We start from the raw sequence: 21,508 nt of genomic DNA, 5'->3' as shown, positions 1-21,508 counted from the left end.
GCGAGCCGCGTGGCTTGTGCATGCACAAGCCACCGCAGAGCAGTCGTTCCTGGACCACTCTCACACGTCGATGAAGGCTTCGGCTTTGCGGTCAAGTCCGCGCATTTCAAGGGAGTCTGCAGCTCTTGCTGTCAGATCCTCCCCCTTCGGGTTACGCAACCACTCGGTTCAGGAGCGACGTCGGCAAGGCTGTCGATCAAAAGCGGCCTGTCGGGAGGCCAGGTCGAACGCAGGGACGTTGATTGGTCGGGGAGGATACGCCTCGGTGGCCCGCATAGCAAGCAGCACCATTCGGTGGCGCGTCCTGCAGACGGGTTCATGAAGGGCGCCGCGGTTCGACGCTAAATGGACTTATTCTCGCGCTATGTCTTCGACCAGTATCGATGCGTACTCGCATGTAACATCGAGATAATCACGCTCGCTTGAGATCTGAAGAGCTACGAATAACCGCGCAACTCTCGAAGCAAGACAGGAATTCTTTAACAGACGATCACCTCCGAAAACTCTCTTCGTTCAATATATACTTATCGAGAGGAATGACTGCCGGTTTAGACAAGTTCACATACTGCAAAAGGCGTACCGCAGAAGGCGTAGTAGAAGCCTCCAAGTCCCATCAGCAAAGTTCCCTGTAACGGGAGGATCGAATGGCACTCATATTTGGCCGCGGACGTAGCGAAAATCTGATTGGCACCAATGGCACGGACCGAATTTTCGGAAGAGGCGGCAACGACCGCCTGTCCGGCCTGAGCGGCAACGACACTTTGGATGGCGGCAGCGGCAATGATCGTCTGTTCGGCAACAACGGCCACGACCGTCTGTTGGGCCGCAGCGGCAATGACTGGCTCGACGGCGGCAGCGGCAACGATCGGCTGTTCGGCAATGACGGTCGCGACCGTCTGTTCGGCGGCAACGGTCAGGACTCCCTGGACGGCGGCAACGGCAACGATCGGCTGTTCGGCAACAACGGCCATGACCGTCTGCACGGGCGCAGGGGCAACGACTCTCTCGACGGCGGCAGCGGCAATGACCGGCTGTCCGGCGGCAGCGACAACGATACCCTGCTGGGTGGCAGCGGCAACGACAACCTCGATGGCGGCGACGGCAACGATGTGCTGCGGGGCGGCACCGGCAATGACACCGCATTCGGCGGCGAAGGCAACGACAGCTTCACCTGGAACCCCGGCGACGGGAACGACATTTTCGACGGCGGCGGCGGCACGGACACGCTGATCTTCAACGGCTCGGACGCCGCCGAGCGAATGACGATCGCCACCCAGGCCAATGGCGGGTTCCTGTTCACCCGTGACGTCGGCAACATCACCGTCAACACCACCAATGTGGAACGGGTCGACGTCGACGGATTGGGCGGCAACGACTCCATCGACGGCTCGGGTCAGACCAATGCCGGCGTCGTGCTGGACATCAGCGGCGGTGCCGGCGACGACAGCCTGCTAGGTGGTGCCGGCGGCGACAGTCTCGACGGCGGCGACGGCAACGACACGATGATCGGCAATCGAGGCAATGACACCGCATCCGGCGGTCTTGGCAACGACAGCTTCACCTGGAACCCCGGCGACGGGAACGACATTTTCGACGGTGGTGCCGGCACGGACACGCTGATCTTCAACGGCTCGGACGCCCCTGAGGTCATGACGATCGCCGACCTCGCCGGCGGCGGATTCCGCTTCACCCGCGATGTCGGCAACATCATTGTCGACACCACCAATGTGGAACGGGTCGATGTCGACGGATTGGGCGGCAACGACACCATCAACGGCTCGGGCCAGACGAACGCCGCCGTTTCGTTGGAAATCAGCGGCGGTGCCGGGAACGACAGCCTGACGGGTGGCGCGGGGAATGATGCCATCATCGGCAACACCGGTAACGATACCGCGGCCGGCGGTCTTGGCAACGACAGCTTCACCTGGAACCCGGGCGACGGCAACGACCTCTTCGACGGTGGTGCCGGCACGGACACGCTGATCTTCAACGGCTCGGACGCCCCTGAGGTCATGACGATCGCCGACCTCGCCGGCGGCGGATTCCGCTTCACCCGCGATGTCGGCAACATCATCGTCGACACCACCAATGTGGAACGGGTCGACGTCGACGGATTGGGCGGAGCCGACTCCATCGACGGTTCAGGCCAGACGAACATCGCCGTTGCGCTGGAGATCAGCGGCGGTGCCGGGAATGACACTCTAACCGGCGGTGCGGGTAACGATTCCATATCTGGCGATGCTGATAATGACATTGTGGATGGCGGCGCCGGGAACGACACTCTGACCGGTGGTCTCGGCGGCGACACATTCGTCTTCGGTGGCGCGACTGCGAACGGCGTGACGGAGACGGACCTCATTATCGGCTACAGCGAAACCGAGTTGGATCTGATCGACGCAGACGTGGCCAGTAACACGGTTGTTGGAGGCAATCTCCAGCTGACCCTTGCCGGCGGCGACAACGACATCGTGGTGCTCCAGGGCATCACCAATATCAATGACGTGACGTTCGTCCTCTGACGTTCACGCCTGTCATGTGACGAAGCCGCCACCGAGGCTCTCGGTGGCGGCTTCGGATCCAGCCGACGCGGCGGTCAGACTTCATTGGATCCACCTGTTCCGTCCTCAGCCCAATTGTGAGACGTTTGTCCGCAAACCGGTCGCCAGGACCGTGGCATCTTCGTCATCGGGATGTCACGGGTTCAATGGCAGGTGACCGGTCCAGGAGGAACAGGATCCCATGAAGCCCATTGCGATATTGAGTGCATTCGCCGTCTCGCTGCCCGCGCTGCTCGGGCCCGCCATGGCCCAGGAGAAGACACTGACCGGCGAACGAACCACCGTGGTCGCCCATCGCGGCGCCAGCGGCTATCTCCCGGAACACACCCTCGAGGGCTACACGCTCGCCATCGAGTTGGGTGCCGACTTCGTCGAGCCCGACCTCGTGGTGACCAAGGACGGTGTGCTGGTCGCCCGTCACGAGCCGATGCTGAGCGGCACGACCGATGTCGCCAACCGTCCGGAATTCGCGTCGCGCAAGACCACCCGCAAGGTCGACGGCGTCGACACGACCGATTGGTTCGCCGGCGACTTCACCCTGGCCGAGATCAAGCAGCTGCGCGCCAAGCAGGCCATGGCGGACCGCGACCAGTCCAAGAACGGCCAGTTCCAGATCCCGACCCTGGACGAAGTGATCGACCTGGTGAAGAAGGAATCGGCGGCGCGCGGGCGCACCGTCGGCATCGCACCCGAGACCAAGCATCCCACCTTCCACGCGGCTTTGGGCCTGCCGATCGAGGATCGCCTCGTCACCGCGCTCACGAAGTCCGGCTGGACGGCCAAGGACTCGCCCGTGGTGATCCAGAGCTTCGAGACCGCGAATCTCAAGTACCTGAACACCAGGATCGACGTGCGCCTGGCGCAGCTCGTCGACGGGGCCGATGTCGACAAGGACGGCAACATGGTGACGGAGGCGCCATACGCGCAGCCCTATGACTTCGTGGTGATCGGCGACAAGCGCACCAACAAGGACCTGCTGACGAAGGAGGGTCTGGCCGAGGTCAAGACCTATGCCGACATCATCGCTCCGTGGAAGCCGTACATCCTGGCGAGCCGGCAGGTCGACAGGAACAACGACGGCAAGCCGGACGATCTCAACGGCGACGGCGCGATCGACGAGCGCGACCGCGTGCTCGTGGAACCGTCGAGCGTGGTCAAGGATGCCCATGCCGCCGGCCTCCAGGTGTTCACCTGGACCTTCCGCAGCGAGCCGAAGCGCCTGACCTCCGACTTCAAGGGCGAGCCGGCGGCGGAATACAAGGCTTTTTATGCGCTCGGGGTCGACGGCCTCTTCAGCGACTTCACCGATCACGCCGTGAAGGCGCGTTAGCGCATCGTGCGGACCCGAAGTGCCGCGCCCGCGAAAAGCGGTCCCGGTTTTCCGCGGTGAAAGATGCGCCGCTTGAGGGATTGAGCATCGGACCTGCATTCACGAAAACGCTCCGGCTTCGTCACGGGCCGGGGCGTTTTCGTTTCCGTGTCCCGTCAGGCGCGCTCAGGACCGTGCGGCCGGCGCGACAAAACGCATGGTTCGCGGCCGGGTCGTTATGATATTCTGCCCATCAGGCTCGGGCTCACCTGGGCCGACCGACACCATCACGGGATCAGGCCGGGTCGAACCCGGCTGAACAGGGGCATGTCTCATGGAAACCACCGTCCTCGGCGTTCTGAAGAAGGCCTGCGACCTCGTCGGCAGCGGGCAGTCGCTCGGGATCATCGAAGCGATCAGCTCTCTCCGGGATCAGACTAGCGGCCGGACCCGGGATCTCGCCTATTACGCGGTGCTCGACACGGCGATGGCGAGCCGGGGCGATGCCTCCCTTGCGATGCTCGCCGATCAGGAGGAGCCCGCGATCGAGCTCCTCCAGGCGACCATCCGGCGCATCATGTCCGCGCTGCACTGAGGTCGCGCCCGCCGTCTTCGAAGCGGATCAGTCGATCTGAACGCCTGCTTCCTTCACGACCGGCGTCCACTTGGCGATCTCGGTCTTGACATGCTCGCCCAGGGCTTCCGGGGTCGAGCCGACCACCGTGGCGCTGAAGGTCTTCAGCCGCTCCTGCACGGCCGGGTCCTTGACGGCCTTGAGGGCTTCGGCGTTCAGCCGGTCGACGATCTCGTTCGGGGTCTTGGGTGGGGCAAACAAGGCATTCCAGGTATAGGTCTCGTAACCGGCGAGCCCGCCCTCGGCGATGGTCGGCATGTCCGGGAAGGACGGCGCCCGCTCCTTGGTCGTCACCGCGATACCCCGCAGCGTGCCCGCGCGGATGAACTCGGAGGCTGACGGCAGATTGTCGAACATGATCGGCACCTGGCCCGCCACCACGTCGTTCAACGCGGGGCCGGAGCCGCGATAAGCGATGTGCTGCATCGACACCTTGGCCATGCTCTTGAAGAGTTCGCCCGACAGGTGCAGGGGCGTGCCGACGCCGGAGGAAGCGTAGTTGTACTTGGCGGGATCGGCCTTCAGCAGCGCGATCAATTCCGGCACGGTCTTGGCCGGCAAGCTGGGATGAACCACCAGCACATTCGGCACGATGACCAGGAGCGACACCGGCGTAAAGTCCGTCACCGCATCGTAGGGCTTGCGCTTGAGCATGAGCGGGTTGAGCGCGTGCGTGGCCACCGTGCCCATCAGGATCGTATAGCCGTCGGGATCGGCCTTGGCGACCCGGGCGGCGCCCGTGCTGCCGCCGGCGCCGGCGACGTTCTCGACGATCACCTGCTGGCCCAAGCCCTCGGACATCTTCTGGGCGATGATGCGGGCGACCACGTCGGTCGAGCCGCCGGCCGCGAAGGGCACGACCATGGTAATCGGGCGTGTCGGGAAGGTCTGAGCAGCTGCTGGGGCCAGACCCAGAGCAGTCGCGGCCAGAAGGGCGCCGCCGGCGAGAACGGCTTGGCGTCGTGTTGTCTTGATCACGATGATGTCTCCCATGTTGGGCAAGGGACTGGAAGGAGCCCCCCATGGCAGTCTCACATAACCGACAGGCGGGCCATGTCCATGGCCCGGAAACCGGTACGGAGTTGAACTGTGCTTGATCGTGCGCCGGGAATGCTCTCCTCGACCAGCATCTCTCCGGCCCGGATGCCCCGACCGGCATGTGCTGATCACCTCAGCAGGCGATCTGAGCCCCTGTCATGTGAACGGGCGTGATGGGCCTGACATCGCGACCGGCGACGGCACAGGTCAGGCGTGCCTCGGACCGGCATTGAGGCCCCTTCGGCGGGCCGGCTCTCGGCCCGACGGCAAACTGAACCGTCACTTCTCCAGGAGCCGTCTCGATAAAACCTTCGACGGACGACAACCAGGTTTGGCCGACCACGTCTTCCGTGGCGCGCGCTTCGCTCAGGGCCTGCTCGACACAGGCTGCCGCGGCGTCCTTCGGCAGCAGGGGCTCGGGCGCGACGGGCTGCGCGATGGCCGCTGTCGTCTCGACGTCCGGCGCCTGCTTCGTCGTGGACACCTGCGGCTCGGCGGCCTGCGGATCGCCACGGAATCCGTTGACGGTCGCGAGCGCCAGAATGGCGAAGACACCGGTTTGGATCGGTATTCGCTTCAGCTTGCTCAGCAGCGGAGCCCGGCTGAAGAGCACCGGTCCATACAAATGAACGAAGATGGTAACGAGGGTGAGGAGAATGAGGAAACGCAGCATAATGGATCGTGCCCGCGCGATATCGTGCGAAATGAACGTGTTGTCCTGGGAACGCCCTTAACCTAACGCAGGATTCCCATGATCGCATGCGGCAAGTCCCGTTTCTCGATTTTATGGTTAGCGATGTCTTAAAAATCCCGCGCCGCATCAACATCGGCATGTTCTGAAGAGGAGGCGCGTTACGCGCGCTCTTCCCAGAGCTTGGCGAGTTCGACGATGGTCGTCGCGGCCTTGTCCATGTCCTGGCTGCTGACGAATTCCAGCGGAGAATGGAAGGCATGGCCGCCGGCGAAGATGTTGGGACAGGGCAGCCCCATGAAGGAGAGCCGCGAACCGTCCGTGCCGCCGCGGATGCTGCCGCGCACCGGATCCATGCCGGCCCGGCGGATCGCCTCCACGGCGTATTCGACGATCTCCGGATTTTTGTCGAGCACGACCTTCATGTTGCGGTACTGCTCCTTGACCGTGAAGGTGTAGCCGGAGCCCGGATAATTCTTCATCACCTCCTGGGTGATGCTCTCCAGCAGCGCCTCCTTGGTCTTGAGCCCCTCCTCCGTGAAATCGCGGATGATGAAGCTCAAGTTCGCCTTCTCCATCACGCCGGAGACGCCCGTCGGATGGATGAAGCCGTCGCGGCCCTTCGTGGTCTCGGGCGCCATGTCCTTGGGCAGACGCGCGATGATGTCGCCGGCGATCCTGATGGCGTTTTCCATCTTTCCGTAGGCGAAGCCCGGATGAATCGCCACGCCCTTGATGGCGATCTCCACCGCATCGGCCGAGAAGGTCTCGTCCTCGATGGTGCCGGCCGTCTCGCCGTCCATGGTGTAGCCGAAATCGGCGCCGAGTTTTTTCAGATCCACCTTGTCGACCCCGCGGCCAATCTCCTCGTCCACGGTGAAGAGGATGCGGATCGTACCGTGTCTGATATCCGGGTTGTTGATCAGGAACTCTGCCGCCGCCATGATCTCGGCGATTCCGGCCTTGTCGTCGGCGCCGAGAAGCGTGGTGCCGTCCGAGGTGACGATGTCGTGGCCGATCAGGTCCTTCAGCACGGGTTGATCCGCGACGCGGATGACCTGCGCAGGATCGCCCGGCAGGCGGATGTCGCCACCCTGGTAGTTCCGGACCACCTGCGGCTTGACGTTCGTGCCGGAAAAGTCCGGTGCCGTATCCATGTGGGCGCAGAAGCAGATCACGGGCACGTTGTTCTTGGGCGTATTCGACGGAATGGTCGCATAGATGTAACCGTGCTCGTCGAGATGCGCGTCGGAGATTCCGATCTCGAGCAGTTCCTCGACCAGGAGGCGGCCGAGATTCTTCTGCTTCTCGGTCGAAGGCTGGGTCGGAGACTGGGCGTCCGACTGGGTGTCGATGACGACGTAGCGGAGGAAACGGTCTGTAACGCTGGCGGCCATGGCTGGTGATCCGGATTGCGAGGAGATGCAACGGAGTTGTAGCGGGGCAAAGCCGTCTCGTGAATGGGCCGACGGGAAATTCTTCTTCTTGACCGTCGGGACAGGCCTGCTGCTGGGGGCGCCAATCACATTGTCAACACATTGGCGGGTCATGCGCGGTCTTTCGTTCCGACAATGAACAAGACCGTTTTATTGCGTCGGAATGTAAGCCTAAGACGTTTTTCCAAGGGGCCTTTTCAAGAATGACGACACCAACCAATTTAGAAACGCTTTTTCTGCAGCTCATCAACGAGGCTCGTGCCAATGCCGGGGCCAAGCCGCTTACGTTCGACGGCGAACTTCTAGACTCCACTGACGCTCACAGCGCATGGATGGACCAGACCGACACGTTCTCCCACACCGGCGTGAACGGCTCCAGCGCGGGCGCCCGCATGACCTCGGCCGGCTACGGATGGCAGGGCTGGGGCGAGAACATCGCCTATGTGAGCGGCGGAATGACCGAAGCGACCGTCCGCCAGCTGCACACCAACCTGATGAACTCGCCGGGCCACTACGCGAACATCGTCAACGGCTCGTTCGAGGAGATCGGGATCGGCCTGAAGGAAGGCACGATCAACGGCTACAAGGTCGTGTTCGTGACGCAGAACTTCGGCACGCCGAATGCGACGGAGCGGGCCGAGGCGAACGACGTCGGCACCACAACGCCGACCACTCCGACCACTCCGACTACGCCCACCGGACAATCCGTCATCGGCAACAACTCCAACGACACGCTGTACGGCACCTCCGGCAACGACACCCTCAACGGCAACGCCGGGCGGGACGTGCTCTGGGGCCATTCCGGCAGCGATACCTTCGTGTTCGATACGGCATCGGAAGCCAACGGCGACACCATCAGCGACTTCGTCCATGGCACCGACAAGATCAACCTGTCGGGCATCGATGCCAGCACCCGGGCATCCGGAAACCAGGCGTTCAAGTTCATCGACACGCAGGGATTCCACAAGGTCGCCGGGGAGCTGAAGGCGTATCAATCGAGCGGCAACACGTACCTTGCCGGGGACGTCAACGGCGACGGCACTGCCGATTTCACGATCAAGGCGCTTGGGGCTCATAGCTTCATGAGCACCGATTTCGTGCTCTAACGGACGAGCCATAATCTCACCACGTCATGGCCGGGCTTGTCCCGGCCATCTCGATGAGAAGAGGCTCAGCGCTTCAAACCTTGGGGATCACCGGCCTGGTGCCGGTGATCCCGAAGGGGATACGATGCGCCGGCGATCGTGATCGGCGGCGCTCTCAGAAGCCCCCAACCACCGCGACGACGCATCCTCCCAGCACTCCCAACGCAACGACAACGAACACCCCATCGCGCCCGTGAAACGCAGGCGCGTTCATGATCGTGCGTGGGCCAGCAGTGCCGAGGCCCCTCGCCTCCATGGCGATCGCCGTGCGGCCGGCGCGGCGGATGGCGAAGGCGAGCAACGGGATGACGAGGCTCGTCAGCTCGAAGGGCCCCGGGATGCGCCGCGGGCGGCGGCCGGATTTCATGGCGCGGGCAAGCCGCATCTGCTGCGCCTCCCCGGCCAGGTCCGGCACGAGCTGCATGGCCGCAAACAGCGAATAGCCGATGCGCGGCGGCAGTCCGGCGTGCCGCATCAGAGCGCGCACGAAGAGCCCGGGATCGGTGGTGAGCGCAAAGAACAGGGAGATCATGCCGCAAGCGAGCGCGCGCAGGAACAGGGTGACGCCCGCCGAGAACTCGGGCGAGGCGAGAACGGATTCACCTGCCATGCGCAAGGCGAAATCGCTCTCCTGGCGAAACAGCAGGCTGGTGGTGAGAAAGCCGAAGCCGAACAGGGCGAACGGCACCATCAGCACGAGCAGCACCAGCGGCGAGGTGCGATGGAGGACGACGAGCGCGAGTGCCGGCGCCAGGATCGCCGCGAGCTGGAACCGCGGGTCGAAGACCACCACCGCGGCGACGAGCCAGATGGAGCAGACGACAAGTTTCGATAGCGGGTTGAGCGATGTCAGCACGGGACGACCGCCAGCCGTCGGGCGGTGGCCTTCAGCCATCGCATCGCCGCAGCGCAGGCAGGCTCCGCAAGCCCGGCACGGCCGAGAAGAGCGGCATCGTTCATCAGCTCCTGCGTGGGACCATCGGCCAGGATTCCCCCTCCCCGACCACGATGGAACGCGGGCAGAGCTTCAAGGCGAGATCCAAGTCGTGCGTGATCAGCGCAAGGGTATGGCCTTTCTCGCGCAGGGACAGGATCTCCTGTGTCAGGAGCGCGGCGCCATGGGCATCGAGCCCCGCCATGGGCTCGTCGAGCACGAGGAGCGGCCAACGGTCCGACAGGGTGAGCGAGGCCAGCGCGAGTTTGCGCTTCTGGCCCTGCGACAGTTCGAACGGATGGTTCCTCGTGAGCTCCGCGAGGCCCCAGGCCTCCAGCGCCGCCGCCACGCGCTCCGCCTTCTCATCCGTGTTCATGCGCTCCGGCAGCGCGGTGAGCAGCTCCTCGTACACGGTGCCGGCGGTGAACTGGTTCTCGGGACGCTGGAACGCATAGCCGCCCGATGGGCCTTGGCGCGTGCCCGCCTTCAGCGGCAGGAGACCGGCGAGGCAGAGACCCAGCGTCGACTTGCCTGCGCCATTCCTGCCCAGCACGCCGAGGACCTCGCCCTGGCGGATCGCGAGATCGACGCCGCGCAGCACAGTGGGGCCGAGGAAGGGTGCGCAATCGGCCTTTGCCAATTGAACGAGCACAGGTGCATCGCGCATGGCGATCGTCGACTTGGCCGAGGCAACGAAGGCCTCTACGGCGGGACGCGCTCTGTCGAGATGTTCGCTCGGAGCGCCATCGGGATCGAGATGCGCGAGCGCTTCTTCGACAGAAAGCGGCGCGACCGGCGCGGCGATGCCCGCCCGCATCAGTGCCGCATCGAGCGCGCTGGCGGCAGGGCACCAGATGCCGTGCGATTGCAGAAGCGCGCGCTCGTCGCGAAAGATCGCGCGCGGTTCGCCTTGTGCGATGACGGTGCCGTCGCGCTCCGAGCACGACCATGCGGTCGATGGATTCGATCAGGCCGTCGAGCCTGTGATCGACGATGAGGATCGTTTGCCCGCCCTCACCGCTCGTCAGCAGAGCGTGCAGGCGGCGCGCGGCTTCCGGCGCGAGATGCGCGGTCGGCTCGTCGGCGACGAAGAGCGGTGCGTCCTGAATGAGGGTCGCCGCCAGCGCCACGAGCTGCCGTTCGCCACCCGAGAGCTGCGCGGAGCGGCGGTGGCGCCACTCCTCCGGCAAGCCGACCTTTCGCATGACCTCTGTGACGGCCTGCGTGATGCGCTCCGGCGGCAGGGCGCGGTTTTCGAGCGCGAAGGCGAGCTCGTCCTCAACCCGCATGCCGCAGAGCGTCTGGTCCGCATCCTGGAAATACTGCGCAACCTGGCGCGCCCAGTCCCACGGCTTCTGCGACGAGACATCCTGACCGAAAAGCCGGACATGTCCGCTCACCTCGGCGGGAATGCTGTCGGGAATGAGCCTCGTCAGCGTCAGCAGCAGCGTGGATTTTCCGGAGCCCGACGGGCCGAGCAGCAGCACCCGCTCGCCCGGCCTGATCGACAGGTCCACGGGTCCGACAGCGGGGCGCCTGGCGAAGGGATAGTGGATCTCGACCCCACTCCATTCCGCGGCGGGTTCAGGCGGCAGCGGAGCGCTTCTCGACATCGATCGCAAGGCCCGCGAGCGCGCCCGTCTTGTAGAGCGCCTGCACGATGATGTGGGCAAGCCATCCGCCGAGCAGCGCACCGCTTAAAGTCCGCAGCACGAACATGGCGACGAGCAGCGTCGGCTGCAGCGCGCCGTAATCGAACCGGATCCAGGTGTAGATGTAGGAGAAGATCGCCGCGCCCACGCCTGCGGCCATCAGCACCGGCAGCGAATAATTGCGCCAGCGCGTTGCCGCGAAGACCGCTTCCGCGCCCGCGCCCTGGACGATGCCGCTGACCACGAGCAGCAAGCCGGCGGGGCTTCCCAGCAGCACCTGCACCGCGGCGGCCAGCACTTCGGCCGCGAAGGCGGCGCCGGGCTTGCGGATGATGGCGGCGGCCACCATCGAGGCGACGAACCAGAAGCCCATCACCACATCCATCGTCAGGGGGCCGAAGGCTGCCTGCGCGATCAGCCACACCTGCACCCAGCCGAGATAGAGCACGGCGAACACCGCGCCGATCACGGTGACGATGAGGGTTTCCCTCAATGTCCAGCCACGGGACACGGACATGACGACCTCCTTATTGTGCGACGAGTCGTTGCGGAAAATTACGCTTTGCTCGGGCTGTTCGCCGAGACCTTGAGATCGAGCGCCACATGGCCCTGCGGTGCGCCGAAGCGCAGGAAGGCTTCGCTCAACGTGGCGAAGACCGGGCCCGCATCGCCGCGCAGCTTGGTGCAGAAATTCTTCGAGCGGTCGAAGACGCCGGATGCCTTCAGAAAGTCGATGCAGCCGTAGATCTCGTCCATGTGATGTCCGCTGCCGAGCGGATAGAGCGAGAATTGCGCGGCTACGACCTGCCCGGTCCTGGGAGCCGCCTCCACATGCCTCACGGCGGCGGCAATGCGCGCTGCGAGCGGTTGATCGTGGTTCGAACCGGCAATCGGCGTGCAGATCGGATCGTCGGGCTCGCCCGGACAACCGCGCGAGACGGTTGCGGCGAGCACGCAGTGAACGCCGCGGCCCGATGCGGCGAGAAACAGATCGCGCATGGCGGGAAAGAGCTGTTCGGGCGGGCCGACGATCAGAGTCGAGATGTCGTCGGTCTCGATTCTGAAATTGGGACGGTACGGTTCAAGCGCCCCGATGGCGCCGAGGATGACATCGACGAAATCGTCCGTCATCGGGTAGAGGGATATTTGTGCGCCGGAAAACATCGTCACCTCGCTCCGCTGGCATTACCCAGATCAGCTTGAGGGTCCAACGGCTTCGCGCCGTTATCTCAGCCCCGGCAATACGGAGCACCCCTGTCAGATGCGAACTCCTTAGCACCTATTGCCGCGGCATGGCAAGCAGGCCGCATGCTTGCAGAGAAGCAGGCTCGCAATCGATGGCTCCCCACAGCTCTCATCCTGAGGACCGCCGGAGGCGGTGTCTCGAAGGACGAGGGCGACTCCAGCGCAGTCTGGGTTATCCTTCGAGACGCCTGCTGCGCAGGCTCCTCAGGATGAGGGTGACGGTTCACGAGCCAGACTTTGAAGACGGATCAGGGCACCTACTTCACAGCGACCTGATTCTTGATCCTCTCGTAGGCGGCGCGGCGCACCACCCTCTTCGTCACGAGGTCTTCCACGGATTTATACGGACGTCCCCTGACGATGGCGCGGCCGAGCGAACCGGCACCCTTCAGCCTGTTAAGCTGCTCGACGGAGCCCTTGTTGAGATCGACGACAGTTGCCGCAGCATCCCCGGCAGGGACGTAAGAATCCGCAAGGCTCGCCTGCTCCGTTACGGTGCCCGTCGTATTCATGTCGGTGGGTGCAGCAGGCAGCGGCTTTGCAGGTTTGCTCTTGGACGATTGTCGGACGACGGCCTCGAACTGTTGCAAGACGGCAAGGGAATGATCGTGAGCGAGCCCGATGGAAGCGCGGTCGATGGCAGGTTCGACCGAGGATTGGTCGAAATCCTGCTCGTCCGTCTCGGGCGGAGGAGCGACTGCCGGCCGCTTCATGGGCAGCGCGATCGGCGCGGATGGATCTCGCATCGGCAACCTGAACGCGATCGGTCCGATCGGGTGGAACTGCAGTTCTTGGTTCCACGGTGATCGTCTGTGGCGGGGCGGCGGCCACCATGCCTTCCGTGGCGGGGCCGCTTCCCTGGGTCCGCCACAGGGCCAGCCACCCGGCGCTCATGAGACCGATTACGAGCAGAACGCGGATGGCCTGGAAGGCCGCGTTGTCGTGCGGTTCGCGGGGCATTTGGGTTCGGGACAAATTGCCAACCTGCATGGGATCCTCGCACTTTGACTCGACGACGGAACCGTGATGTGGGTTAGGGCTAGACGGAGGATGTGGCGCAGGCGTGGCAATCGGCACACGTAAAGCGGCTTCAACGGCAATTTCGGCTAGGCGCGTATATCTTCCGAGGGTCGATGACGGCGACCGGCAACGTCATCACCTTTCGAAAGATGCGGTTTCAAACTGTCCGCACCTTCGCGGGCGCGCCGATGGTGCATTCGAGCGCGGCGCGATCCCAGCCGCCCGCATCGGCCGCGGCATTGTAGGTCGTGACGAGGAAGTCGAGCAGCAGCGCATCGGGATCGTCTGCCTGGCGCACCGTGTCATAAGGCAGGATGAACTCGCCGAGCGTGGCGTCGAAGGAAGCGCCCGGCGTGACCTTCGCATCGCGAAAGCCCGGCGGCTCGGGATAGGCATAGGAGTAAAAGGCCGGCTGCGGAAAGGCATCGCTGCCAGGCCAGAAGCCGGCACTGCTGACCTCGTGCGAATAGGCCTCGCGGGTCACCGGATCCGGCAGGCCGGGCACACCGCCGGGATGGAGAGGAGCGCTGCGCCCCGAAAAGCGCGTCACCGCGAGATCGAAGCTGCCCCAGAAGAAATGCACCGGCGAGGACTTTCCGAGAAACCCGCTGCGGAAGTGCTTGAATACTCGGTCCACCTGCACGAGCACGCGCCAGAAGCGATGCGCCGCATCCCGATCGTATGAGGCATGAACCCGATCCTCGGAAAAGCGAATGGGATCTGCCACCTCGTTCGGCATCCCGTTGATGGCAACCTCGACGCCGATATCGTTCAGGACCGTGAGGATGCGTGAATAGAATTCCGCGACGCTTTGCGGCTGCAGCGGCAGTTCCCGTTCCTCCCCGCTGCTCGTGCGCACGAGCAGGAGGTGGGACATGAAGTCGAACTCGATCTCCAGGATCTCGCGTCCGATGGGAATGGGTGACGTTCCCAAGCCTCGCACGCTGATATAGAGCGGGACCTGCCAGCCGTGATTGAGCCAGGGCGAGAGCGAGAGTCTGATCTTGCCGACGATCTGCGTCCAGAGCTGCAGGGTCGCTGCCGTGTCCCGCCAAGCGGGATAGGACAGTTCAGGCCAAGAAGCGTCGCGCATCAAGCGCTCCCGTGAGAAACGGACCTCAAGCAAAGCTAGGGCATCGTTCGGGGCAGGCAACCGGGCGACTTAAAACCGACGAACAGCAAACATTCACATCGATCCAGCGTGCAGCTGAAGCGGCGTGGCATTCCGATGAAATGCCACGCCGGTTCAGAAGACTTTCACGATCACGCGGCCGGACGCATGCCAGCTGCGATGGCTGTCGGGATCTCGATATCGACCTCCAGGGTCGACACGGAGGCGCCGCGGTCCATCTTGATCTGCACGTTGTCCTGCGGCACCGCCATGTGCTTGGCGATGACGGCCATGATCTCCTCGCGCAGGATCGCCACGAGATCGGACTCGCCGCCCCCGACGATGGTGCGCTCATGGGCGAGCAGAACCTGAAGCCGTTCGCGGGCGACGGGTGCGGACGTGTTGCGCTTGAAGAAATTGAACAGGCTCATGCGGCCCTCCGTGAGAAGAGTTTGCTGAACAGGCCGCGCTGCTTCTGAACTTCGACGATCGTCTCGCCCTGGAGCTTGCGCACGGCTTCGAGATAAGCCCGGGCCGGTGCGGAGTTCGGGCTGCCGAGCGTCACCGGCGCGCCGAGGTTCGACGAGCGCAGCACTTCCGTGCTTTCCGGGATGATGGCGAGAAGCGGAATCGAGAGGATATCCAGCACATCCTCGACTTTGAGGATCTCTCCGCGCTGAGCGCGCGCCGGGTCGTAACGCGTGAGCAGGAGATGCTTTTCCACCTGCTCGCCCTTTTCCGCCTTCTCCGTCTTGGAATCGAGCAGGCCGATGATGCGGTCGGAATCGCGGATGGAGGAGACTTCCGGATTCGTCACGACGACGGCAACATCCGCATGGCGCATGGCGAGCGTCGCGCCACGCTCGATGCCCGCCGGGCTGTCGCAGATGATCCAGTCGAACTTTTCACGCAGGCCGTTGATGACGCGCTCGACGCCTTCGTCGGTGAGGTTGTCCTTGTCACGCGTCTGCGAGGCCGGCAGCAGGTACAGGGTCTCGATGCGCTTGTCGCGGATGAGCGCCTGTTCGAGCTTCGCATCGCCCTTGATCACGTTGATCAGGTCAAACACGACCCGGCGCTCGGCGCCCATGATCAGATCGAGATTGCGCAGGCCCACGTCGAAATCGATCATGGCCACCTTCTGGCCGCTCTGTGCCAGCGCGGCGCCCAGCGCCGCCGTCGATGTCGTCTTTCCGACACCGCCCTTGCCCGATGTCACGACAAGTACTTTCGCCATCCTTGGTTCTCCTCACCCTACAAAGCTGCTCCTGCGACGGCATCACCAGCAGGTTCCCCGGAGGACCGCAGAACATGTTCGGAGAGTGGAGGCGGATCAGGCTGTCGCGGATTTCTTACGCTACGTGATGCATCTTATTCGGCGCCCAGTATGGTTACCGGGCGGTTAATATTTCCTGCTGGAAGCAAGTTTTTTGTTGAAAAACCAACGTTTTCAGCCGGATTCGAAACGGTTGAGGAATTAGATCCTCTATAAGGAAATAAAGCCGCATGTACCGGCGCCCGTCGCCGCCTTCCCATTGACCTTCAGCCGGGAACCCCTAGCCTTGAATCGATGTCACTGGAGGACCTCCGATGCGGTACGGATGGCGGCTACTTCTCTTGTCGGCGTTGTCCCTCGTTGCGGCTCATGCCTCGACGCTTGCTCAGCAGAGCACGACGGTCCGGGTCGGGCATTTTCCCAATATCACCCATGTGCAGGCCCTGGTGGCCCGCGCCTTCGAGCGGCAGGGGCGGAACTGGCTCGGGGAGCGGCTCGGGCCTGGGGTGAAGATCGAATGGTACACCTACAATGCCGGTCCGAGCGCCATGGAGGCGATTTTCGCCAACTCCCTCGACCTGACCTATGTCGGCCCCAATCCGGCGCTCAACGCCTATGCCCGCTCCCGCGGCGCCGAGGTCCGCGTGATCGGTGGCGCCGTGAACGGCGGCTCGGCTCTGGTCGTGCAGGGAGATTCGCCCCTCTCCAAGCCCACCGACTTCAAAGGCAAGCGCATTGCCACCCCGCAATTCGGCAATACGCAGGATGTGGCAGCCCGCGCTTGGCTCGTCGCAGGCGGATTGCGCATTACCCAAACCGGCGGCGACGCACATGTGGTGCCCACCAGCAATCCCGATCAGCTCTCCCTGTTCCAGAGTAAGCAGCTCGATGCGGTCTGGACCGTGGAGCCCTGGGTCTCGCGGCTGGAATCCGAGGCTGGCGGCAAGGTGCTGGTGGAGGAGAAGGACGCCATCACGACGATCCTTGTGTCGAGCGCGGGTTTCCTGGAGAAGAACCGCGATCTCGCCAAGCGCTTCGTGGCAGCCCATCGCGAACTCACCGACTGGATTCAGAAAAACCCGGACGAGGCCCAGCGCATGGCCCGCGAGGAGCTGCGGGCCTCCTTCCGCCTCGACATGTCGCCGGAGCTCGTTGCTCGTGCCTGGAGCCGCATGGTGATCACGCCGGACACGTCGCGCGAGGCGTTTCAATCCTTCGTGACCAGTGCTCAGAAGGTCGGCTTCCTGCGCGACACGCCCGATCTGTCCCGTCTGATCGAGGCGCCTTGATGGAGGTATCCCAGCCGGATTCCATTACGGCCAGACCTGCCAAACTCCTCGTGGAGAACGTCTCCAAGCGCTTCACGTCATCGCGCGCCACCGTGCAGGCGCTGGAGAACGTTTCCCTCACCGTCACGGAGGGGGAATTCGTCTGCCTGATCGGCCCCAGCGGATGCGGCAAGTCCACTCTTCTCGACATCATGGCGGGGCTCACCATGCCGGATTCGGGCCGCGTGCTCGCCGACGGCAAGCTCGTGGAAGGTCCTGGCCGGCAGCGCCTCGTCATGTTCCAGGAATCCGCGCTGTTTCCCTGGCTCGATGCCTTCGGGAACGTGATGTTCGGGCTGAAGCTGCGACCGGATCTGACCCATGCGGAGCGCAAGGACATCGCCAATCATTTTCTGCACCTCGTCGGCCTCGAGAAATTCAAGCGCTCGCATGTGCACGAGCTCTCGGGCGGCATGAAGCAGCGCGTTTCACTGGCCCGCGCGCTCGCGCCCGATCCGCAGGTACTGCTCATGGACGAGCCGTTCGCCGCGCTCGATGCGCTCACCCGCGATCAGCTCTACGACGACATCCAGCGCATCTGGATGGAGAGCCGGAAGACCATCGTCTTCGTCACGCACAACGTGCGCGAAGCGGTGTGCCTGGGAAATCGCGTCGTGCTCATGTCGCCCTCGCCGGGCCGTATTTCGGAAATCTTCGACATCAACCTGCCTCGTCCGCGCGACATCAACAGCCGCGATCTGGCCGGCAACACCTCCAGCATCGCAGCAGCCCTCAAAGGTGCTCTGAAGGGAGCGGTCTTCGAATGAAGCGTCTGGCTGTCGCCCTCCTCTTCTTTGCCGCGCTGATCGGCCTGTGGGAACTTGCCGTGCGCACCGGCCGCTGGTCCATCGTTCTTCTTCCCTCGCCCATCTTCGTCGGCGAATACATCTGGAATGCGCTGCTCGATGGCACGCTTCTCGAATCCACCTGGGTAACGCTCAAGCGGCTTCTGGTCGGCTATGCCGTGGGCGTTCTCGTCGGCCTGCCACTCGGCCTGCTGACTAGCACGTCGCAGGTTTTCGAAGACACCATCGGAGCATTGGCTCTCGGGTTCCAGACATTGCCGAGCGTGTGCTGGGTGCCGCTCGCCCTCGTCTGGTTCGGGCAGACGGAAGGCGCGATGCTGTTCGTGGTGGTCATGGGCACCGTGTGGTCCGTCATTCTCGCGACCGATCACGGCGCACGCAACATCCCGCCCATCTATGCGCGCGCGGCACGCACCATGGGATCGGAGGGCTTCCATAAATGGACCCGGGTAATCCTGCCCGCCTCGCTCCCCTTCCTGGTCAGCGGCATGAAGCAGGGCTGGGCCTTTGCGTGGCGTTCCCTGATGGCGGCGGAAATCTATGTGACGATCCTCACCGGCTTCGGCCTCGGCCACCTGCTGCATTACGGACGCGAGTTGAACGCCATGGAGCAGGTGATCGGCATCATGATCGTCATCGTGGTGATTGGGCTTCTGGTGGATCGCCTGCTGTTCTCGCCCTGGGAACGGTTCCTGCATCGGCGCTGGGGCACGAATGTGAAGGAGGCATAGCAGGGCTGCATTGCGGCTGCCTTGGCGTCGTATTCCTGTGAAACATTTCCCCTCCCCTGACGTTGGAAGCCGAATGTCCGGAGGAGTCTATTCATGCCTGGCCCGGGACGCAGCCCTGTTCTCATCATCGCGGCCATTCTCACGCTTCTGATCGGAGTGGCTCTCGCCATCGGCGGCATATGGCTGATCACGCTCGGCGGCTCCTGGTTTTATGCGATTGCGGCCGTCGGCTTTCTCCTCACGGGCATTCTCCTCCTCGCGCAGAAGCCCGCAGCCTTGTGGGTTTTCGCACTCGTCCTCGCCGGCACGCTCGGCTGGGCCCTGTGGGAGGTGGGTCTCCATTGGTGGCCTCTCGCGGCGCGTGGCGACGTGGTGTTCCTCATCGGCCTGTTGCTGCTCACGCCCTGGGTGACCCGCAGCCTCGATAATCGACCGGCCGCTTCGACATCGGACCGAGATGCAACAGCGCGGCGCGTCTCGGCCTTCCGGGGCGCAGGACTGCCGCTGACCGGAGTTTTGGCCATTGCGCTTGCGGTGGCGGCGGCCTCGTGGTTCACCGATCCCACGCGGATCGAAGGCACGGCCCCGGGGCCGCGCGCGGACGTGCCCGACGATATGCTCGGCGTTCCGCCAGGCGAATGGCATGCCTATGGGCGCACGGCTTTCGGCCAGCGCTACTCGCCGCTCAACCAGATCACGCCCGAGAACGTCGCCAACCTCCAGGAAGCCTGGACCTACCGCACCGGCGACGTGAGGGGACGCCCCGGCGATCCTGAGGAGACCACATTCCAAGTGACGCCGCTCAAGTTCGGCAACCGGCTGCACCTGTGCACGCCGCATCAATCGATCATCGCGCTGGACGACACGACCGGAAAGGAGGTCTGGCGCTACGACCCGAAGATCCGCGGCGAACTCGCCCTGCAGCATCTGACCTGTCGGGGCCTGTCCTATTATCGCGGCAATGGTGCTGCTGCGGCCGCGCCGCCTCCAACTCCTGCGCCTGTCACGACGGCCTCGCCACTTCCGGACCTGCCGGTTGCAGCGAGCGAGCGCCCGGCTGCGGACAATTGCCCGACCAAGCTCTTCATGCCCACCGCCGACGGGCGCCTGATCGCCCTGAACCCGGAGAACGGCGCCGTCTGCACCGCTTTCGGCGGCGGCACGGGGCAGATCAATCTCTGGGCCAACATGCCCAATGTGAAGCCGGGCGCCTATTACTCCACCTCGCCGCCCGCCATCGCGAGAAACCTCATCATCGTCGGTGGCACCGTGCTCGACAATGTGTCGACCAGTGAGCAATCCGGCGTCATCCGCGCCTTCGACGTGAATACGGGCGCGCTGGTGTGGAACTGGGATTCGGGCAGGCCCGATGTCACGACGCCGCTGGCGCCGGGCGAGACCTACGTGCCGAACTCGCCCAACTCCTGGTCGATCTCCAGCGTCGACGAAGCCTTGGGTCTCATCTACATTCCGCTCGGCAACCAGCCGCCGGATCAATGGGGCGGCAACCGCAGCGCCAATGTGGACCGTTTCTCCTCTTCCGTCGTGGCGCTCGACATCGCGACCGGGCAGCTGCGCTGGGTCTTCCAGACCGTGCATCACGATTTGTGGGATTACGACGTTCCCTCCCAGCCGAGCCTCATCGACCTGAATATCGGCGGCCAGACTGTGCCGGCTCTCGTGCAGCCGACCAAGCAGGGCGAACTCTACGTGCTCGACCGGCGCACGGGACAGCCTGTCCTGCCCGTGACGGAGAAGCCCGCGCCGCAGGGCGCGGCACCGGGCGACCGCACGTCTCCGACGCAGCCCGTCTCCGCCCTGTCCTACGACCCGCCACCGCTCACCGAGCGCGACATGTGGGGCGCGACGCTATTCGACCAGCTCGCCTGCCGCATTGCGTTCAAGAAGCTGCGCTACGAGGGCCGCTACACGCCGCCCTCGCTTGAAGGCACGTTGGTCTATCCCGGCAATTTCGGCGTGTTCAACTGGGGCAGCGTCGCGGTCGATCCGGAGCGGCAGATCGCGTTCACGACGCCGACCTACATCGCCTTCGTGTCGCAGCTCGTGCCGCGCCAGGACGACAAGACGCTCTATGTGCAGGGCGAGAACCGACCCGAGAGCAGCCTGCCGGCGCTGAACGAGAATTTCGGCGCGCCGTTTGCGGTGAAGCTTTCCGCCTTCACCTCCGCGCTCGGCGTCCCCTGTCAGGCTCCGCCCTGGGGCTATGTGGCGGCAGCCGATCTCACCACCGGCAAGATCGCCTGGAAGCACAAGAACGGCACCGTGCGCGACGCCTCGCCGATCCCCGTGCCGTTCCCGATGGGCGTGCCCAATCTCGGCGGGCCGATGATGACGGCGAGCGGCGTCGCGTTCCTGTCCGGCACGATCGACTACTTCGTGCGCGGCTATGACGTGTCCAACGGCAATCAGCTCTGGGAGGCGCGGCTTCCCGCCGGTGGACAGGCGACGCCGATGACCTATACCGGGGCGGATGGGCGGCAATATCTGCTCGTGGTGGCGGGCGGCCACGGCTCGCTCGGCACCAAGGCGGGCGATTACGTCATCGCCTATGCCCTGCCGAGGACCTGATGGGA

20 protein-coding genes, 1 pseudogene and 1 riboswitch are annotated in these 21,508 nt (G+C 64.1%); of the genes and pseudogenes, 9 read left to right on the top strand and 12 right to left on the bottom strand.

The genetic code is table 11. The features are described 5' to 3' along the window. The first annotated feature begins 644 nt into the window (after positions 1-644). The 3 genes from ACD578_RS01485 to ACD578_RS01475 all read left to right on the top strand — a co-directional run bounded on the left by ACD578_RS01485 (position 645) and on the right by ACD578_RS01475 (position 4,462). The gene (locus tag ACD578_RS01485) at positions 645-2,519 is read left to right on the top strand and encodes a calcium-binding protein (protein WP_404290241.1); all 1,875 of its coding nucleotides are present in this window, start codon (positions 645-647) and stop codon (positions 2,517-2,519) included. Positions 2,520-2,739: 220 nt separating this feature from the next. Then, positions 2,740-3,888, top strand: a complete 1,149-nt coding sequence (locus tag ACD578_RS01480) for a glycerophosphodiester phosphodiesterase (RefSeq protein WP_404290239.1) — start codon at positions 2,740-2,742, stop codon at positions 3,886-3,888. Between the two features lie 313 nt (positions 3,889-4,201). After that, complete coding sequence (locus ACD578_RS01475) at positions 4,202-4,462, top strand: hypothetical protein (RefSeq protein WP_404290237.1); 261 nt, start codon at positions 4,202-4,204, stop codon at positions 4,460-4,462. A 27-nt stretch (positions 4,463-4,489) separates the two neighbouring features. Here the strand turns inward: ACD578_RS01475 and ACD578_RS01470 are convergent, their stop codons facing one another. From ACD578_RS01470 to pepT, 3 genes are all read right to left on the bottom strand, one after another. Continuing rightward, a complete protein-coding gene (locus tag ACD578_RS01470) occupies positions 4,490-5,494 on the bottom strand; it encodes a Bug family tripartite tricarboxylate transporter substrate binding protein (protein WP_404293638.1) in 1,005 nt (334 codons plus the stop codon). Between the two features lie 178 nt (positions 5,495-5,672). Continuing rightward, positions 5,673-6,212, bottom strand: a complete 540-nt coding sequence (locus ACD578_RS01465) for a hypothetical protein (protein WP_404290235.1) — start codon at positions 6,210-6,212, stop codon at positions 5,673-5,675. A 179-nt stretch (positions 6,213-6,391) separates the two neighbouring features. Next, on the bottom strand, positions 6,392-7,627 hold the full coding sequence (gene pepT / locus ACD578_RS01460; protein ID WP_404290233.1) for a peptidase T: 1,236 nt from the start codon (positions 7,625-7,627) through the stop codon (positions 6,392-6,394). A 242-nt stretch (positions 7,628-7,869) separates the two neighbouring features. Between pepT and ACD578_RS01455 the strand changes: the two genes are divergently transcribed. Further along, complete coding sequence (locus ACD578_RS01455; RefSeq protein ID WP_404290231.1) at positions 7,870-8,772, top strand: CAP domain-containing protein; 903 nt, start codon at positions 7,870-7,872, stop codon at positions 8,770-8,772. 154 nt (positions 8,773-8,926) lie between these two features. On the opposite strand, the gene ACD578_RS01450 is transcribed toward ACD578_RS01455, so the two are convergent. The 6 genes and pseudogenes from ACD578_RS01450 to ACD578_RS01425 all read right to left on the bottom strand — a co-directional run bounded on the left by ACD578_RS01450 (position 8,927) and on the right by ACD578_RS01425 (position 13,355). Continuing rightward, positions 8,927-9,706 (bottom strand): energy-coupling factor transporter transmembrane component T family protein, encoded by a 780-nt coding sequence (locus tag ACD578_RS01450; RefSeq protein ID WP_404290229.1) that lies wholly within the window; start codon positions 9,704-9,706, stop codon positions 8,927-8,929. 64 nt (positions 9,707-9,770) lie between these two features. Then, positions 9,771-10,562, bottom strand: a complete 792-nt coding sequence (locus ACD578_RS01445; RefSeq protein WP_404290226.1) for an energy-coupling factor ABC transporter ATP-binding protein — start codon at positions 10,560-10,562, stop codon at positions 9,771-9,773. Between the two features lie 310 nt (positions 10,563-10,872). After that, positions 10,873-11,358 (bottom strand): annotated as a pseudogene (locus tag ACD578_RS01440) (ATP-binding cassette domain-containing protein); the annotation flags it as partial. Then, positions 11,330-11,914, bottom strand: coding sequence for an ECF transporter S component (locus ACD578_RS01435; RefSeq protein ID WP_404290224.1), 585 nt, complete (start codon positions 11,912-11,914; stop codon positions 11,330-11,332). The gene ACD578_RS01435 and the pseudogene ACD578_RS01440, both read right to left, overlap by 29 nt. A 38-nt stretch (positions 11,915-11,952) precedes the next feature. Next, positions 11,953-12,561, bottom strand: coding sequence for a YkoF family thiamine/hydroxymethylpyrimidine-binding protein (locus tag ACD578_RS01430; protein WP_404293636.1), 609 nt, complete (start codon positions 12,559-12,561; stop codon positions 11,953-11,955). Further along, a riboswitch (TPP riboswitch) is annotated at positions 12,552-12,663 on the bottom strand. It overlaps the preceding gene by 10 nt. 236 nt (positions 12,664-12,899) lie before the next feature. After that, positions 12,900-13,355 (bottom strand): ComEA family DNA-binding protein, encoded by a 456-nt coding sequence (locus ACD578_RS01425; protein ID WP_404290222.1) that lies wholly within the window; start codon positions 13,353-13,355, stop codon positions 12,900-12,902. On the opposite strand from ACD578_RS01425, the gene ACD578_RS01420 reads away from it, so the two are divergent. Continuing rightward, positions 13,354-13,650: a hypothetical protein gene (locus tag ACD578_RS01420; RefSeq protein WP_404290220.1), complete on the top strand. Its 297-nt coding sequence runs from the start codon at positions 13,354-13,356 to the stop codon at positions 13,648-13,650. The two genes, ACD578_RS01425 and ACD578_RS01420, sit on opposite strands and share 2 nt — an antisense overlap. A 169-nt stretch (positions 13,651-13,819) precedes the next feature. On the opposite strand, the gene ACD578_RS01415 is transcribed toward ACD578_RS01420, so the two are convergent. From ACD578_RS01415 to minD, 3 genes are all read right to left on the bottom strand, one after another. Further along, the gene (locus ACD578_RS01415; RefSeq protein ID WP_404290218.1) at positions 13,820-14,755 is read right to left on the bottom strand and encodes a DUF5996 family protein; all 936 of its coding nucleotides are present in this window, start codon (positions 14,753-14,755) and stop codon (positions 13,820-13,822) included. 170 nt (positions 14,756-14,925) lie between these two features. Then, on the bottom strand, positions 14,926-15,204 hold the full coding sequence (gene minE / locus ACD578_RS01410; RefSeq protein WP_152712542.1) for a cell division topological specificity factor MinE: 279 nt from the start codon (positions 15,202-15,204) through the stop codon (positions 14,926-14,928). Next, entirely contained in the window at positions 15,201-16,010 is an 810-nt protein-coding gene (gene minD, locus ACD578_RS01405; protein WP_404290215.1) for a septum site-determining protein MinD, read from the bottom strand. The genes minE and minD overlap by 4 nt, the downstream gene beginning before the upstream one ends. 353 nt (positions 16,011-16,363) lie before the next feature. On the opposite strand from minD, the gene ACD578_RS01400 reads away from it, so the two are divergent. The 4 genes from ACD578_RS01400 to ACD578_RS01385 all read left to right on the top strand — a co-directional run bounded on the left by ACD578_RS01400 (position 16,364) and on the right by ACD578_RS01385 (position 21,503). Further along, entirely contained in the window at positions 16,364-17,338 is a 975-nt protein-coding gene (locus tag ACD578_RS01400) for an ABC transporter substrate-binding protein (protein ID WP_404290213.1), read from the top strand. After that, complete coding sequence (locus ACD578_RS01395) at positions 17,338-18,144, top strand: ABC transporter ATP-binding protein (RefSeq protein WP_404290211.1); 807 nt, start codon at positions 17,338-17,340, stop codon at positions 18,142-18,144. The genes ACD578_RS01400 and ACD578_RS01395 overlap by 1 nt, the downstream gene beginning before the upstream one ends. Continuing rightward, positions 18,141-18,914, top strand: a complete 774-nt coding sequence (locus ACD578_RS01390) for an ABC transporter permease (protein ID WP_404290209.1) — start codon at positions 18,141-18,143, stop codon at positions 18,912-18,914. Before ACD578_RS01395 ends, ACD578_RS01390 begins: the two co-directional genes overlap by 4 nt. A gap of 93 nt (positions 18,915-19,007) precedes the next feature. Then, the gene (locus ACD578_RS01385) at positions 19,008-21,503 is read left to right on the top strand and encodes a glucose/quinate/shikimate family membrane-bound PQQ-dependent dehydrogenase (protein ID WP_404290207.1); all 2,496 of its coding nucleotides are present in this window, start codon (positions 19,008-19,010) and stop codon (positions 21,501-21,503) included. Positions 21,504-21,508 lie beyond the last annotated feature (5 nt).

The sequence above is a fragment of the Microvirga sp. RSM25 genome (assembly GCF_044784385.1).
Taxonomy (GTDB): Bacteria; Pseudomonadota; Alphaproteobacteria; order Rhizobiales; family Beijerinckiaceae; genus Microvirga; species Microvirga tunisiensis.
Note: the sequence above shows the minus strand (reverse complement) of the source record. Positions and strands in the feature narration are given on the sequence as shown.